The 13,752-nt window shown below is 74.0% G+C and carries 12 protein-coding genes; 8 read left to right on the top strand and 4 right to left on the bottom strand.

Annotated features, from left to right (window positions below):
* Positions 1-39 precede the first annotated feature (39 nt).
* From JKP75_RS16630 to JKP75_RS16615, 4 genes are all read left to right on the top strand, one after another.
* A complete protein-coding gene (locus JKP75_RS16630) occupies positions 40-1,698 on the top strand; it encodes an NADH-quinone oxidoreductase subunit M (protein WP_200490152.1) in 1,659 nt (552 codons plus the stop codon).
* Entirely contained in the window at positions 1,695-3,251 is a 1,557-nt protein-coding gene (nuoN, locus tag JKP75_RS16625) for an NADH-quinone oxidoreductase subunit NuoN (protein WP_200490153.1), read from the top strand. Before JKP75_RS16630 ends, nuoN begins: the two co-directional genes overlap by 4 nt.
* Positions 3,251-4,306, top strand: a complete 1,056-nt coding sequence (locus JKP75_RS16620) for a polyprenyl synthetase family protein (RefSeq protein ID WP_200490154.1) — start codon at positions 3,251-3,253, stop codon at positions 4,304-4,306. The genes nuoN and JKP75_RS16620 overlap by 1 nt, the downstream gene beginning before the upstream one ends.
* A gap of 298 nt (positions 4,307-4,604) precedes the next feature.
* A complete protein-coding gene (locus JKP75_RS16615; protein WP_242473358.1) occupies positions 4,605-5,429 on the top strand; it encodes a sorbosone dehydrogenase family protein in 825 nt (274 codons plus the stop codon).
* Here the strand turns inward: JKP75_RS16615 and JKP75_RS16610 are convergent.
* Positions 5,366-6,043 (bottom strand): pyridoxamine 5'-phosphate oxidase family protein, encoded by a 678-nt coding sequence (locus tag JKP75_RS16610; protein WP_309229921.1) that lies wholly within the window; start codon positions 6,041-6,043, stop codon positions 5,366-5,368. The two genes, JKP75_RS16615 and JKP75_RS16610, sit on opposite strands and share 64 nt — an antisense overlap.
* A 186-nt stretch (positions 6,044-6,229) precedes the next feature.
* Here JKP75_RS16610 and JKP75_RS16605 point away from each other — a divergent pair, with 186 nt between their 5' ends.
* Positions 6,230-7,618 (top strand): PLP-dependent aminotransferase family protein, encoded by a 1,389-nt coding sequence (locus JKP75_RS16605; RefSeq protein ID WP_200490156.1) that lies wholly within the window; start codon positions 6,230-6,232, stop codon positions 7,616-7,618.
* Between the two features lie 25 nt (positions 7,619-7,643).
* Here JKP75_RS16605 and JKP75_RS16600 read toward each other — a convergent pair whose 3' ends face one another.
* The gene (locus JKP75_RS16600) at positions 7,644-8,744 is read right to left on the bottom strand and encodes a 2-oxoacid:ferredoxin oxidoreductase subunit beta (RefSeq protein WP_309229920.1); all 1,101 of its coding nucleotides are present in this window, start codon (positions 8,742-8,744) and stop codon (positions 7,644-7,646) included.
* The gene (locus JKP75_RS16595) at positions 8,741-10,738 is read right to left on the bottom strand and encodes a 2-oxoacid:acceptor oxidoreductase subunit alpha (protein WP_242471218.1); all 1,998 of its coding nucleotides are present in this window, start codon (positions 10,736-10,738) and stop codon (positions 8,741-8,743) included. The genes JKP75_RS16600 and JKP75_RS16595 overlap by 4 nt, the downstream gene beginning before the upstream one ends.
* Positions 10,739-10,901: 163 nt before the next feature.
* Between JKP75_RS16595 and htpX the strand changes: the two genes are divergently transcribed.
* The 3 genes from htpX to JKP75_RS16580 all read left to right on the top strand — a co-directional run bounded on the left by htpX (position 10,902) and on the right by JKP75_RS16580 (position 12,769).
* Positions 10,902-11,780 carry a zinc metalloprotease HtpX gene (htpX, locus tag JKP75_RS16590; protein ID WP_200490157.1) on the top strand — a complete coding sequence of 293 codons (879 nt, stop codon included), beginning with the start codon at positions 10,902-10,904 and terminating at the stop codon, positions 11,778-11,780.
* 343 nt (positions 11,781-12,123) lie between these two features.
* Positions 12,124-12,354, top strand: coding sequence for a hypothetical protein (locus JKP75_RS16585; protein WP_200490158.1), 231 nt, complete (start codon positions 12,124-12,126; stop codon positions 12,352-12,354).
* 16 nt (positions 12,355-12,370) lie between these two features.
* On the top strand, positions 12,371-12,769 hold the full coding sequence (locus tag JKP75_RS16580) for a type II toxin-antitoxin system VapC family toxin (protein WP_200490159.1): 399 nt from the start codon (positions 12,371-12,373) through the stop codon (positions 12,767-12,769).
* Between the two features lie 322 nt (positions 12,770-13,091).
* On the opposite strand, the gene JKP75_RS16575 is transcribed toward JKP75_RS16580, so the two are convergent.
* Positions 13,092-13,751, bottom strand: a complete 660-nt coding sequence (locus JKP75_RS16575; protein WP_200493262.1) for a hypothetical protein — start codon at positions 13,749-13,751, stop codon at positions 13,092-13,094.
* Position 13,752: the final 1 nt, after the last annotated feature.

Here is a 13,752-nt window from a genome sequence, read left to right as displayed (position 1 = left end):
CGCTCCAGCCGTCCCGTAGCTCACGAGAGGTGCTCGCCGGTGAGTGATTTCCCGTTCCTCGTCGCCATGATCGCCGTCCCGGCGGTCGGTGCGGCGGTGGTCGCCGCGCTGCCGAGGGCGCGGGACGCGCTCGCCAGGCAGGTCGCGCTGGGTGTGGGCCTCCTCGTCCTGCTGCTCGCCGTGCTGGCGGCGGTCGCGTTCGACACCGGCGGCGAGCGCTTCCAGCTGACGACGTCGGTGGCCTGGATCCCCGACTTCGGCGTGGACTTCGCCCTGGGCGTCGACGGCATCGCGCTGGTGATGCTGCTGCTCATCGGCGTGCTCGTGCCGGTGGTCATCGGCGCCTCCTGGGAGGAGGGCGCCCGCGGGCCCGGCGAGGGCGCCGAGGAGCGGCCGATGCGCTACTTCTTCGCCTGGCTGCTGCTGCTCGAGGCGTGCATGGTCGGCGTCTTCGCCGCCACCGACGTCTTCCTGTTCTACGTCTTCTTCGAGGCGATGCTCGTCCCGATGTACTTCCTGATCGGCAGCTTCGGCGGGCCGCGACGGCAGTACGCCGCGGTGAAGTTCTTCCTGTACAGCCTGGTCGGCGGGCTGGTCATGCTCGCCGCCGTCATCGGGCTGTACGTGGTGAGCAGCAGCGAGCTGGGGGAGGGCACCTTCGCCTTCGACGCGCTGCGCCAGCTCGACATCGACCCCGGCGTGCAGAAGCTCCTCTTCCTGGGCTTCTTCGTGGCCTTCGCGATCAAGGCGCCGCTGGTGCCGCTGCACACCTGGCTGCCCGACTCCGCGGCCGAGGCGCCGATCGGCGGCGCGGTGCTGCTGGTCGGCGTGCTCGACAAGGTCGGCACCTTCGGGTTCCTGCGCTACTGCCTGCCGCTGTTCCCCGACGCGTCGCGGTTCTTCGCCCCGCTCGTGCTCACCCTCGCGGTGATCGGGGTGCTGTACGCGGCGCTGCTGGCGATGGGGCAGAGCGACATGAAGCGGCTGGTCGCCTACACGTCGATCTCGCACTTCGGCTTCATCGCGCTCGGCATCTTCGCGTTCACCACCGAGGCCGCGACCGGCGCGGTGCTCTACATGGTCAACCACGGGCTGGCGACCGGCCTGCTGTTCGTCGTCGTGGGCATGCTGATCGCCCGCGGCGGCTCCCGGCAGATCGGCGACTACGGCGGCGTGGCCGCGCAGGCCCCGAAGCTCGCCGGGGTGTTCCTGCTCGCCGGGCTCGCCTCGCTGGCCCTGCCGGGCACCAACAGCTTCGTCAGCGAGTTCCTCGTGCTCATCGGCGCGTTCCCCGAGCGCCCCGTGTTCACGATCCTCGCCACCGCCGGCATCGTCCTGGCCGCGCTCTACATCCTGCTGATGTACCAGCGCACCATGCACGGCCCGGCGCGCGGCGTCGTCGCGCCGCCGGCCGGCGGCGGTGGACCGGTGGACGGCGGGCTGCCGACCGCCGGGGAGGCCGAGGGTGCCGGAGAGGTGACGGACGCCGGGGAGGTGGCGGGCGCCGGGGCCACCGCGGTCCTCACCGCGCCGGCCGCGACCGCGCGGCGGTTCCCCGACCTGAGCGCGCGCGAGCTCGCCGTGGTGGCGCCCCTGGCGGTGCTGATCGTGGTCCTGGGCGTCCAGCCCCAGTTCCTGCTGGACATCATCGAGCCGGCGGTCACCGCCACCCTGAGCGACCTCGGAGCGACCCGATGATCGAGGCCCCCGACCTCTCCCTGGCGGCCCTGGCGCCGCTGCTGTTCGTCTTCGGCGCCGCCTGCGTCGGCGTGCTGGTCGAGGCGTTCGCCCCGCGCGAGGTGCGGCACCCCGTGCAGGTCGCCGTCGCCCTGGTCGGCACCGTCGGTGGCTTCGCCGCCACCCTGGTGCTCGCCGGCACGCGCGACCTGGAGGCCGGGGGCGAGGTCACCGCCGCCTGGGCGCTCGCCGTCGACGACGCCGGGCTCTTCCTCCAGGCCACCGTCGCCGGGCTCGCGACCCTCGCCGTCCTGCTCTTCGCCGAGCGCGGGCTGGACCCGGCCCGCTCGGCGTTCGTGGCCTCGGCCGCGGTGCCCGCCGGCAGCCCGCGCGACCGGGAGCTGGTCACCTCCACGCGCGTGCAGACCGAGGTCTACCCGCTCGCCCTGTTCGCCGTCGGCGGCATGATGCTCTTCGTCACCGCGAACGACCTGCTCATCATGTTCGTCGCGCTCGAGGTGCTCAGCCTGCCGTTGTACCTGATCAGCGGCCTGGCCCGCCGCCGACGGCTGCTCTCCCAGGAGGCGGCGGTCAAGTACTTCCTGCTCGGGGCGTTCGCCTCGGCGTTCTTCCTCTACGGCCTCGCGCTGGTCTACGGCGCGACCGGCACCGTCCGGCTCGGCGAGATCCGCACCGCCGTGGCCGGGGAGGGCGACGACGTGCTGGTCGTCCTCGGGCTGGCGCTGCTGATCGTGGGCCTGCTGTTCAAGGCCAGCGTCGCGCCGTTCCACAGCTGGACGCCGGACGTCTACCAGGGCGCCCCCACACCGGTCACCGCGTTCATGGCCGCCTGCACCAAGGTCGCCGCGTTCGGGGCGATCCTGCGACTGCTCTACGTCGGCTTCGGCACCGAGGAGTGGACCTGGCGGCCGCTGATCTACGGCGTGGCGATCGTGTCGATGGTGGTCGGCGCCGTCCTCGGGCTGACCCAGACCGACCTCAAGCGGATGCTCGCCTACTCCTCGATCGCGCACGCCGGGTTCCTGCTCACCGGCGTCCTCGGCCTGGGCGCCGCCGGCGACGGCTCGGGGCTGGCGGCCACGATGTTCTACCTGCTCACCTACGGGCTCACCACGCTCGGCGCCTTCGCCGTCCTCACGCTGGTGCGCGACGGCGACGGCGAGGCCGGGCACCTGTCCCAGTGGGCGGGGCTGGCCTCCCGCTCGCCGCTCACCGCCGCGGTGATGGGCCTGTTCCTCCTGGCCCTGGCCGGCATCCCGCTCACCGCCGGCTTCACCGGCAAGTTCGCGGTGTTCCGGGCGGCCATCGAGCAGGGCGCCTGGCCGCTGGTGCTGGTGGCGGTGCTGGCCAGCGCCGTCGCGGCGTTCTTCTACCTGCGGGTCATCGTGCTCATGTACTTCTCGCCCCCCGCCGCGGACGGCCCGACCGTCGGCGTCCCCGGAGTCCCGACGACGCTGGTGCTGGCCGTGACGGCCGCGGCCACCCTCGCGCTGGGCATCGTGCCCGGGGCGGTGCTCGACCTGGCCGAGGAGGCGGCTAGATTCGTCGGTTGATGACCGGAGCCCGTGCCGCAGCCGACGGCACCCCCACCGAGGTCCGGCACCGGATCTCGACGCCGGCCTCCACCATGGGGCCCTGGCTGCCCGAGGGCGAGCTCGGGAACGGCCTCGCCGCGGGGCTGGCCCGGGTCGAGCAGGCCCTGGCCGAGGCGGTCGGCAGCGAGCACCCGTTCGTGCGCGAGGCCGCGGGCCACCTCATGGCCGCGGGTGGCAAGCGGTTCCGCCCGATGCTGGCGCTGCTGGCCGCGCAGCTGGGCGATCCGCACCGCCCGGAGGTCACCTCGGCGGCGGTGGTCTGCGAGCTCACCCACCTCGCGACGCTGTACCACGACGACGTCATGGACGAGGCGTCCGTGCGCCGCGGCGCTCCCAGCGCGAACAGCCGGTGGGGCAACAGCATCGCCATCCTCACCGGCGACCTGCTCTTCGCCCGCGCGTCGGACCTGCTCGCCGACCTCGGCCCCGAGGCCGTCCGCGTCCAGGCCCGCACCTTCGAGCGGCTGGTCACCGGGCAGATCCGGGAGACCGTGGGCGCCCAGCCCGGCGATGACCCGGTCGGCCACCACCTCGAGGTGCTCGCGGACAAGACCGGCTCGCTGGTCGCCACCTCCGCCCGCTTCGGCGCCTCGTTCGCCGGCGTCGACGCCGCCCTGGTCGAGGAGCTCACCGCGTTCGGCGAGGAGGTCGGCGTCGCCTTCCAGCTGTCCGACGACCTGATCGACATCGTCGGCGTCGAGGGCGCCTCGGGGAAGTCGCCCGGCACCGACCTGCGCGAGGGCATCGCCACCCTGCCGGCGCTGTTCGCCCTCGCCGGTGACGACCCGGCCGAGGCGCGGCTGCGCGAGCTGGTCGCCGCCCCGGTCACCGACGACGCCGAGCACGCCGAGGCGCTGGAGCTGCTCCGGGCGTCCCGCTCGCTGCAGCGTGCCACCGAGGTCACCCGCGAGTACGCCGAGCGCGCCCGCGCCCGGCTCACCGCCGTCCCGGCGGGCGAGGTGCGCGACGCCCTGTCCGCGCTCTGCGACTACGTGGTGACCCGCACCAGCTGACCCCATGCTGGACGGGTGCGACGCGCCCTGCTCCCCGTGGTGGTCCTGCTGCTCGCCGCCTGCTCGGCGGCCCCCGGGCCCGGCGCGTCCCCGCCGGCACCGGAGGGGACGACGGCCCTCGCGGTGGAGGTCGTCCTCGGGGGGCTGGACCACCCGTGGGACGTCGTCCGGGCGCCCGACGGCACCCTGCTGGTCGACGAGCGGGCCGGCGGCTTCACCGCCGTGCTGCCCGACGGCACGGTCCGGGAGGTGGCCGCCGACCCTCGACGACCTGAACGCCTTCGGCGAGACCGGGTTGATGGGGCTCGCGCTCGACCCGGCCTTCACGAGCAACGCGCGGCTCTACAGCTGCCAGGGCGACCGCGACGGCGAGATCCAGGTGGTCGCGTGGACGGCGGCGCCGGACTGGTCGTCGCTCACCCGCGTCGCGGACCCGCTGGTCGGCGGGCTGCCGCTGAACACGGCCTCCGGGCGGCACGGCGGCTGCCGGCTGGAGTTCGCCCCGGACGGCGCGCTGCTCGTCGGCACCGGCGACACCGCCGCCGGCGCGGTGCCCCAGGACCCGGGGTCGCTCGGGGGCAAGGTGCTGCGCGTCGACCCCGCCACCGGCGAGGTCGAGGTGTGGACCCTCGGCCACCGCAACGTGCAGGGCCTCGCCGTGCGACGGGGGACCGGGCAGGTCTTCTCCGTCGAGCACGGCCCCGACCGCGACGACGAGGTGAACCTGCTGCGCGCGGGCGGCAACTACGGCTGGAACCCCGACGGCGACGGCTCCTACGACGAGAGCGTCCCCATGACCGATCCGGGCATCCCCGGCGCCATCCCGGCGGTCTGGTCCTCGGGCGCGCCCACGCTCGCGACCAGCGGCGCCACCTTCCTCGACGGCGCCGCGTGGGGGGACTACCACGGCGTGCTGGTCATCGGCCTGCTCAAGGCCCGGGGCGTGCTCGCCCTGCGGCTCGGGGACGACGGTGCGCTGCGGCAGCAGTTCGCCGTCCCCGAGCTGGACGGCACGCACGGCCGCATCCGGTCGCTGCGCGCCGGGGAGGACGGCGCCTTCTACGCCACCACCGACGACGGGGACGGCGACGACGAGCTGCTCCGGGTGACGCCCCGCTCCTGACGCCCGGGCTCCTGACGCCCGGACTCCTGACCCGGCGGCCGCCGATCGGCCACCCGGGCCGGGACCGGCGTCCCCGCGGGCAGCAGCGGGCACGGCTCCGGGACGCCGAGCACCGTGGTCACCGGCAGGACGCCGGCCCACACCGGGTCCGGGTCGCCGGGGGCGGGCAGGTCGCCCTCGTCGTCCCCGGGCGGGCCGGTGCGGATCTTGACGCTGGCCTCGGTGAGGTCGAGCGCCAGCACCGCGGTGGCGGCCAGCTCGCGCCGGTCGGGCAGCCGGGTGGCCGCCCACGACCCGGGTGCCAGCTGCTCGGTGAGCGCCTCGAGGGCCAGCGCCTTCTCCGCGGGGTCCTCGACCCGCCGCGCCGTCCCGTGCACCACCGCGCAGCGGTAGTTCACCGAGTGGTGGAACGCCGAGCGCGCGTAGACGACGCCGTCCAGGTGCGTGACGGTGAAGCACACCGGTGACCCGGCGGTCGCCGCGCGCAGCGTCGCCGCGCCGGTCGAGCCGTGCAGGTACAGGGTGTCGCCGCGCCGTCCGTAGCCGGTCGGCAGGACGACGGGGGCGCCGTGCAGGACGACGGCGAGGTGCCCGACCAGACCCGCGTCGAGCACGGCGTGCAGGTCGGCGCGGTCGGTGCCGGGCGCGCTGCGCGCCCCGGCGCACGGTGCTGCGGTCGGTCGGCGAGAGCGGGGGAGCGGCGGTCATGCCCCGATCCTGCGGTCGGCAGTGGTCTCCCGGAACGGCCAATCGGCTAGCGTTCCAGCAGGCCACCGCCGTGCAAACCCGAGGAGCCGACCGTGAGCGTGGTGCCGCCCGTCGTGCTGGACCGCGGCTCGCGCACCCCGCTGGCCGCGCAGCTCGCCGATGCGTTGCGCGCGGCGGCCGCCGACGGCGTCCTGCGCCCGGGGGACCGGTTGCCCTCCACCCGCGAGCTCGCCGCGGCCCTGCGGGTCAGCCGCACGGTCACCAGCGCCGCCTACGACCAGCTGCTGGCCGAGGGCTGGGCCGGCGGCCGCCGGGGGATCGGGACGTTCGTGCTCGGCGCGGCACCCTCCGCGCGGGCGCTGCCCGGGCCGAGGGCCGGCGCCGGCCCAGCCCTGCCGCAGCTGGTCGAGCTGCGGGCCGGCGCGCCGTGCCTGGAGGTGCTGGACCGCGCGGCCTGGCGGCGGGCCTGGCGGGCGGCCGGGGACCAGCCGCCCGACCTGCACCCCGAGCCCGCGGGGGACCCCGCCTTCCGCGGCGCGGTCGCCGAGCACCTGCTGCGGCACCGCGGCCTGGTGGCCGGCCCCGACGACGTCCTGGCCACCGCGGGCACCTCGGCCGCCGTGCTGGAGGTCGCCCGCCTGCTGCCACCGGGCAGCCGGGTCGCCGTGGAGGACCCGGGGTACGCGCGCGCGGTCGGCGCACTCCGCGACGCGGGGCTCGAGGTGGTGCCCGCGCCGGTCGACGACGACGGCCTGGTCGTCGAGGCGCTGCCGGCAGGTCTGGCCGCGGTCTACTGCACGCCCGCGCACCAGTTCCCCACCGGCCGGCGGATGTCCGCCGCGCGCCGGGTGGCGCTCGTCGCGCGGGCGCGGGCCGAGGGCTGGTGGGTGCTGGAGGACGACTACGACGGCGAGCTGCGCTTCGACGTCGCGCCGCTGCCGCTGCTGGGCGCCCTGGGCCCCGACGTCGTCGTCCACCTGGGCACGTCCAGCAAGATCCTCGCCCCCACCCTGGGCGTGGGCTGGCTGGTGGCGCCGGAGCCGCTGCGCGAGGCGCTGGTGGCGCGGCGGACGGCGACCGGCACCCGCCCCGCCCGCGCCGGTCAGCGGGTGCTCGCCGCGCTGGCAGGATCGGGCGACCTCGCCCGGCACCTGCGCCGGCTGCGCCGGGAGATGGCCGCCCGGCGGGAGGACGTGCGGGCCGCCGTCGCGGCCGCGGGGCACCGCGCCGAGGGCGATCCCGCGGGCGCGCACCTGCTCGTGCCGCTTGCCGACGTCGCCACCGAGCGGGCGCTGCGGGCCGCCGCCGCCGGACGCGGGCTGGAGCTCGACGGGCTCGGCCGGCACCACCTCCAGGACGTGGACGGGCGCCGGGCCGGCCTCGTCCTCGGCTACGCCGCCCCCACGCGCGCGGAGCTGGACCGCGCGCTCCCGGTGCTCACCGAGCTGCTCCGGACGCACCGCGGGCCCGCCTCCGGGTAGGAGACGGGCCCGCGGTTCCGACCACTTACTCGACGGTCCAGGTCTCGCCACCGGAGAGCAGGGCGTCGAGGTCGGCGTTGCCCTGCACCTTGGCGGTGTCGAGCTGCTCGGTCATGAGGCCGTCGTAGGTCGGCTTCTGCACCGAGCGGAAGACGCCCATCGGCGTGTAGCGGAGGTCCTGCGAGGACAGCCGCGACAGTGCGAACGCGTACGCCGGGTTCTCCCGGGTCGCGTCGTGGACCACGATGTCGGCCGCGTCCACCTGGTTGGTCTCGGCGATGCGCAGCCCGCCGAAGTCGTCCTTCACGACGCAGGCGGCGCCGTCGGGCCCGAAGACCAGCGGCTTGCCCTGCTCCAGCGGGATCGACCACTGGGTGCCCGTGGTCGGGTCCTTGAGCAGCTCGAACGCGCCGTCGTTGAAGATGTTGCAGTTCTGGTAGATCTCCACCAGCGACGTCCCCTGGTGCTCCGCCGCCTGGCGCAGCACGTCGGTGAGGCCCTTGCGGTCGGAGTCCATCGCCCGCCCGACGAAGGTGGCGTCGGCGCCCAGCGCCAGCGACACCGGGTTGAACGGGGCGTCGATGGAGCCCATGGGCGTGGACTTGGTGACCTTCCCGACCTCGGAGGTGGGGGAGTACTGGCCCTTCGTGAGGCCGTAGATCCGGTTGTTGAACAGCAGGATCGTCATGTTCACGTTGCGGCGCAGCGCGTGGATCAGGTGGTTGCCGCCGATGGACAGCGAGTCGCCGTCCCCGGTGACGACCCACACCGACAGGTCGGGGCGCGAGGCGGCCAGGCCGGTCGCGATCGCCGGGGCACGCCCGTGGATCGAGTGCATCCCGTAGGTGTTCATGTAGTACGGGAAGCGGGACGAGCACCCGATGCCCGAGACGATCACCATGTCCTCGCGCGCGATGCCGAGGCTGGGCAGGAAGCTCTGGACCGCGTTGAGGATGACGTAGTCACCGCACCCGGGGCACCAGCGCACCTCCTGGTCGGTCTTGAGGTCCTTGGCCTTGAGCTCGGTCCGCTTCTCACCGGAGAGGGCGACCGACTCGGCCACCGCCGCGGAGATCGGGTTCCCGGGCATGCCCAGGTCGTGCACGTGCGTGTCCAGCGTGGTCACAGCGTGGCTCCGTTCGCGGCGGCTCCGGCGGGAACCGCGGGGGTGCTGGTGGTGTCGATGGCGTCCTGGATGACCGCGGCCAGCTCGGCCGAGCGGAACGGCATCCCGCTCACCTGCGTGTGGCTCTGCACGTCGACCAGGTACTTCGCGCGCAGCAGGAGCGCCAGCTGCCCGAGGTTCATCTCCGGGCAGACGACCCGGTCGTACCGGGCCAGGACCTCGCCGAGGTCGGCGGGGAACGGGTTGATGTGCCGCAGGTGGATCTGCGCCACCGAGCGGCCCGAGGCCCGGATCCGCCGGCAGGCCGCACCGATCGGACCGTAGGTGGAGCCCCAGCCGATGACCGCCACGCGGGCGTCGCCGTCGGGGTCCTCGACGTCCGTCGGGCCGATCGAGGCGGCGATGCCGTCGATCTTTGCCTGGCGGGTGCGGACCATGAAGTCGTGGTTCGCGGGGTCGTAGGAGATGTTGCCGTTGCCGTCGGCCTTCTCCAGCCCGCCGATGCGGTGCTGCAGCCCGGCGGTGCCCGGCACCGCCCACGCGCGCGCCAGGGTCTCCGGGTCGCGCTGGTAGGGGTGGAACTCCGGGGTGCCGTCGGTCGAGGCGGCGTTCGGGCCGGTGGCGAAGCCGACCGCACCGGTGAGGTCCGGCAGCGTGGCGGTCTCGGGGACCGCCCACGGCTCGGCGCCGTTGGCGAGGTAGCCGTCCGACAGCAGCATCACCGGGGTGCGGTAGGTCAGCGCGATGCGGACGGCCTCGATCGCGGCGTCGAAGCAGTCGCCCGGGGAGCGCGGCGCGATCACCGGCAGCGGGGCCTCGCCGTTGCGGCCGAACATCGCCTGCAGCAGGTCCGACTGCTCGGTCTTGGTCGGCAGGCCGGTGGACGGGCCACCGCGCTGCACGTCCACGATGAGCAGCGGCAGCTCGGTCATCACCGCGAGGCCGATGGTCTCGGCCTTGAGCGCCACACCGGGGCCCGACGTCGTCGTCACGCCGAGCGCGCCGCCGAACGAGGCGCCGAGCGCCGCGCCGATGCCGGCGATCTCGTCCTCGGCCTGGAAGGTGCGGACGCCGAAGGACTTGTGCTTGGACAGCTCGTGGAGGATGTCCGAGGCCGGGGTGATCGGGTAGGCGCCGAGGAAGATCGGCAGGCCCGACCGCTGCCCGGCCGCCACGATGCCCAGCGCGAGCGCCTGGTTGCCGGAGATGTTGCGGTACCGGCCGGCGTCCATCGGAGCGGGCTTGATCTCGTACGAGACCGCGAAGGCCTCGGTGGTCTCGCCGTAGTTGTAGCCGGCGCGGAACGCCGCGATGTTGGCCGCGGCGATCTCGGGCTTGCGGCGGAACTGCCGCTCGAGGAAGCGCACGGTGCCCTCGGTGGGCCGGTGGTACATCCAGCTCAGCAGGCCGAGGGTGAACATGTTCTTGCTCCGCTCGGCCTCCTTCTTGCCGAGGCCGGAGTCGGCGAGCGCGTCGAGGGTCATCGAGGTCAGCGGGACCGGCACGGTCTGCCAGCCCTCGAGCGAGCCGTCCTCGAGCGGGTTGGTCGCGTAGCCGACCTTCGCCAGGTTGCGCGGGGTGAACTCGTCGGAGTCCAGGATCAGCAGCCCGCCGCCGGGGAGGTCGGAGAGGTTCGACTTCAGCGCCGCCGGGTTCATCGCGACGAGGACGTCGGGAGCGTCGCCCGGCGTCATGATGTCGTGGTCGGCGAAGTGCAGCTGGAACGAGGAGACGCCCGGCAGGGTCCCCGTAGGAGCCCGGATCTCGGCGGGGAAGTTCGGCAGCGTCGACAGGTCGTTGCCGAAGGACGCCGTCTCGCTGGTGAAGCGGTTGCCGGTGAGCTGCATGCCGTCACCCGAGTCACCCGCCAACCGGATCACGACGCGGTCGAGTTCGACCACGCTCTTGACCAGGCCGCCGGGGGCCGAGCTGGCGACCGGTGCGTGGACGTCGTCGAGGGGCGCGCCGTTGGTCGGCGGGGTGCTGGCAGTCATCAGTGGTGTACCTCCACCGGCCGAGGTTACGTGCGCGCGGGACCCGCGGGTACTGAGACCCGAAGCACATTCTGGTTTCACTCCAGGGAACCACCCGGGCGGGCGGCGCATTCCACCGGTCGGGGTCGGGAACGGCGGTCCCGGCAGCGCCGTTGGGGAGGGCGTGCAGCGCTGGAACAACGGACTGAAGACCGCCGTCCTGCTCGGTCTCATGGGCGGGCTCATCCTGCTCGCCGGCGCCCTCATCGGTGGCCGCGGCGGGCTGCTCATCGCCTTGGTGATCGCCCTCGGCGTGAACGGCTACGCGTACTTCAACTCGGACAAGCTGGCGCTGCGGGCGATGCGCGCCTTCCCGGTCACCGAGACGCAGGCGCCGCAGCTGTACGCGATGGTCCGCGAGCTGGCCACCGAGGCCCGCCAGCCCATGCCCCGGCTCTACGTGAGCCCTACCGACCAGCCCAACGCGTTCGCCACCGGGCGCAACCCGCGCAACGCCGCCGTGTGCGTCACCCAGGGCATCCTCGAGCTGCTCGACCGGCGCGAGCTGCGCGGCGTCCTGGCCCACGAGCTCTCGCACGTCTACAACCGCGACATCCTGATCAGCTCGGTCGCCGGCGCCATGGCCACGGTGATCACCTACCTGGCGCACATGGCGATGTTCGCGTCGCTGTTCGGCGGCCGGGGCGGCGACGACCGCGGCGGTGGCAACGCGCTCGGCGGGCTGCTGCTGGTGGTCCTCGGCCCGCTGGCCGCCGGGCTCGTGCAGATGGCGGTCAGCCGGAGCCGCGAGTTCCAGGCCGACGCGACCGGCGCGCAGCTCTCGCAGGACCCGCTGGCGCTGGCGTCGGCGCTGCGCAAGATCGAGCGCGGCGCATCGGCGCTCCCGCTGCCGCAGGACGACCGGCTGGTCACCCAGAGCCACCTGATGATCGCCAACCCGTTCCGCGGGCAGGGCATGGCGTCGATGTTCGCCTCGCACCCGCCGATGCCCGAGCGGATCGCCCGCCTGGAGCAGATGGCCCGCGACCTCGGCCGCGGCTGACCGCCCCGGCGCACGGTGTGCGCGGACCGGCAGTTCCGGCGCCCGGAACTGCCGACCCGCGCACACCGTCGCGGGCTGCGGGCCGCCCGGGTCAGCGGTAGTTGTCGTACTGATCTGCGACGGTCGGCTACCGCTGGTGATCGATGAAACTCGGGGCTGACCTGCGGCTTTATGGTCGAGTGTTGTTGATCAAGGGTGCTCGTGGTTGGCCGGTTTGCGGACTTTCTGCGGACTTTTGCGGACTGGCTGCGGACCGCGCCGGCCGGTCGAGGGCCCTGCGGCGCGCTTGGGAGCGCGCCGACGTCCCCTTGCGCGCATCAACGGGTGTAAGCATTATGTAAGCATGCCGCACGTTCTGGTTCGTGATGTCCCCGAGGGCGTTCATGCCGCTCTCCAGCGCAAGGCCGAGCGCGCTCATCAGTCGTTGCAGCAGTACCTCGCCGCCGAACTGCGCCGCCTGGCCGAGCAGCGTTCGCTCGGCGAAGTCCTCGATGAGATGGAGGCCCAGCACGGCGGTCGGGTCGGGTTGCAGGCAGCAGTGGCTGACCTGGATGACGAACGTTCGCACCGCTGACGGCTTCCGTGAGCGCATGGTGATCGTCGTCGACGCCTCCATCCTGGCCAACGCCCTTGCCGACGATCACGCCGATGGGGACGCCGCCCGCCATGAGCTTCGCGCCGCCGACCGGATCACCGCCCCAGATCTGGTCGACGTCGAGACCGTGTCGGTGCTGCGCAAACGCTGGCTGAGTCGCACGCTGACCGATCAACGCTTCGAGGCCGCCGTCGCGCATCTGCAGCAGCTGCAGTTCGAGCGCGTTCCTACGCTGCGAATGATGCGGCGCGCCTTCGAGTTGCGCGCCAACGTCAGCGCCTACGACGCCTGTTACGTGGCCCTCGCCGAGCTGTTGGACTGCGAGTTGGTCACCGCGGACGGCCGGCTGGTCGGCGCTCCTGGCCCTCGGTGCACCATCCGTCTCCTGCGCTGACCAGACTTGCCGTAGGGAGCGACGTCCGAGGATGCTCATGGAAGCGGGCCCCGGCGTGGCCGGGGCCGGCCGCGGGTTCAGTAGAGGGACCGGTCGATCCCCGATCCCTGCGCCCATGTGTGGTTCCTGCTCGGCGCAGGTGGCGACCAGCTCGGCGATGACGGGTCGAGTCCGGGGTGGCCGAGGGCGGCGGCGCGGGCACAGCAGGATCTCTTCCAGGGCGCGCAGTGGCGCCAGCGGCTCGCCGTCGAGGTCGACGACGAGCACGGTCCGCTGCCCTGGCCCGGTTTCCCCGCTCGGTCCGGGGTGGCCGGTCGCCTGCTCAGTCACGGGCGGACCACCGCTGGGTGGCCGACCGGCTGGACATGCCGGTGGCTCGGCCGATGTCAGACCACGAGGCCCCGGCCGCGACTGCGGTGCGTACGGCCTGGTCCAGCGCGCGGGCGGCGGCGGCGTGCCGGGCTGCGGTCTGCTCGACGTCTTCCAGGGCTTGCCATCCGGCGATGTGGCGGCGCCATTCGGTGATCACCCGGTGCTCGTCGGCGGTGTCCAGATCGGCCCACGGGCCCGGGACGGCGAGCCGCCGCGCCGCCGGGTCGGCCAGCTTCCATGCGGTCGCGCGGACCCAGGGGGCGCCGCGCCAGCCGCAGGTGCAGCCGGCGACCCAGCCGACCACCTCCGCGTCCGGGCGCCACTCCTCGGCCTCCTCGATCACCTCGCAGTGCACCTGGCCGCCGGCGCCGGCGGGCATGATCCCGTCACCGCCGAGAACCGTTCCGTTCTGCCAGATGCCCTCGACGGTGCAGCCCTCCCGGTAGGCCAGCCGCACCCGGTCCCCATCGCGCGGCCCCTCGTCGGGCCGGCGGGCTATCAGCACCCCGCGGGCGCTGGTGGTGCCGGCGCCTTGCGCGCCGTCGGCGAACAGCGGAACCACCCAGCCCTCGTGCGCCTGGCCGTTCACGACCGGGCCCATCCATCCCATC

Source organism: Blastococcus sp. TML/M2B (assembly GCF_016612865.1).
GTDB lineage: Bacteria > Actinomycetota > Actinomycetes > Mycobacteriales > Geodermatophilaceae > Blastococcus.
This window is presented reverse-complemented; position numbering and strand designations above follow the sequence as displayed.

What these genes read in the sequence shown, in the direction of transcription:
- nuoN (WP_200490153.1), top strand. Translation starts at nt 1,695, where the DNA reads ATGATCGAGGCCCCCGACCTCTCCCTGGCGGCCCTGGCGCCGCTGCTG.
- JKP75_RS16620 (WP_200490154.1), top strand. Translation starts at nt 3,251, where the DNA reads ATGACCGGAGCCCGTGCCGCAGCCGACGGCACCCCCACCGAGGTCCGG.
- JKP75_RS16615 (WP_242473358.1), top strand. Translation starts at nt 4,605, where the DNA reads ATGGGGCTCGCGCTCGACCCGGCCTTCACGAGCAACGCGCGGCTCTAC.
- JKP75_RS16595 (WP_242471218.1), bottom strand. Translation starts at nt 10,738, where the DNA reads ATGACTGCCAGCACCCCGCCGACCAACGGCGCGCCCCTCGACGACGTC.
- JKP75_RS16585 (WP_200490158.1), top strand. Translation starts at nt 12,124, where the DNA reads ATGCCGCACGTTCTGGTTCGTGATGTCCCCGAGGGCGTTCATGCCGCT.
- JKP75_RS16580 (WP_200490159.1), top strand. Translation starts at nt 12,371, where the DNA reads ATGGTGATCGTCGTCGACGCCTCCATCCTGGCCAACGCCCTTGCCGAC.
- JKP75_RS16575 (WP_200493262.1), bottom strand. Translation starts at nt 13,751, where the DNA reads ATGGGATGGATGGGCCCGGTCGTGAACGGCCAGGCGCACGAGGGCTGG.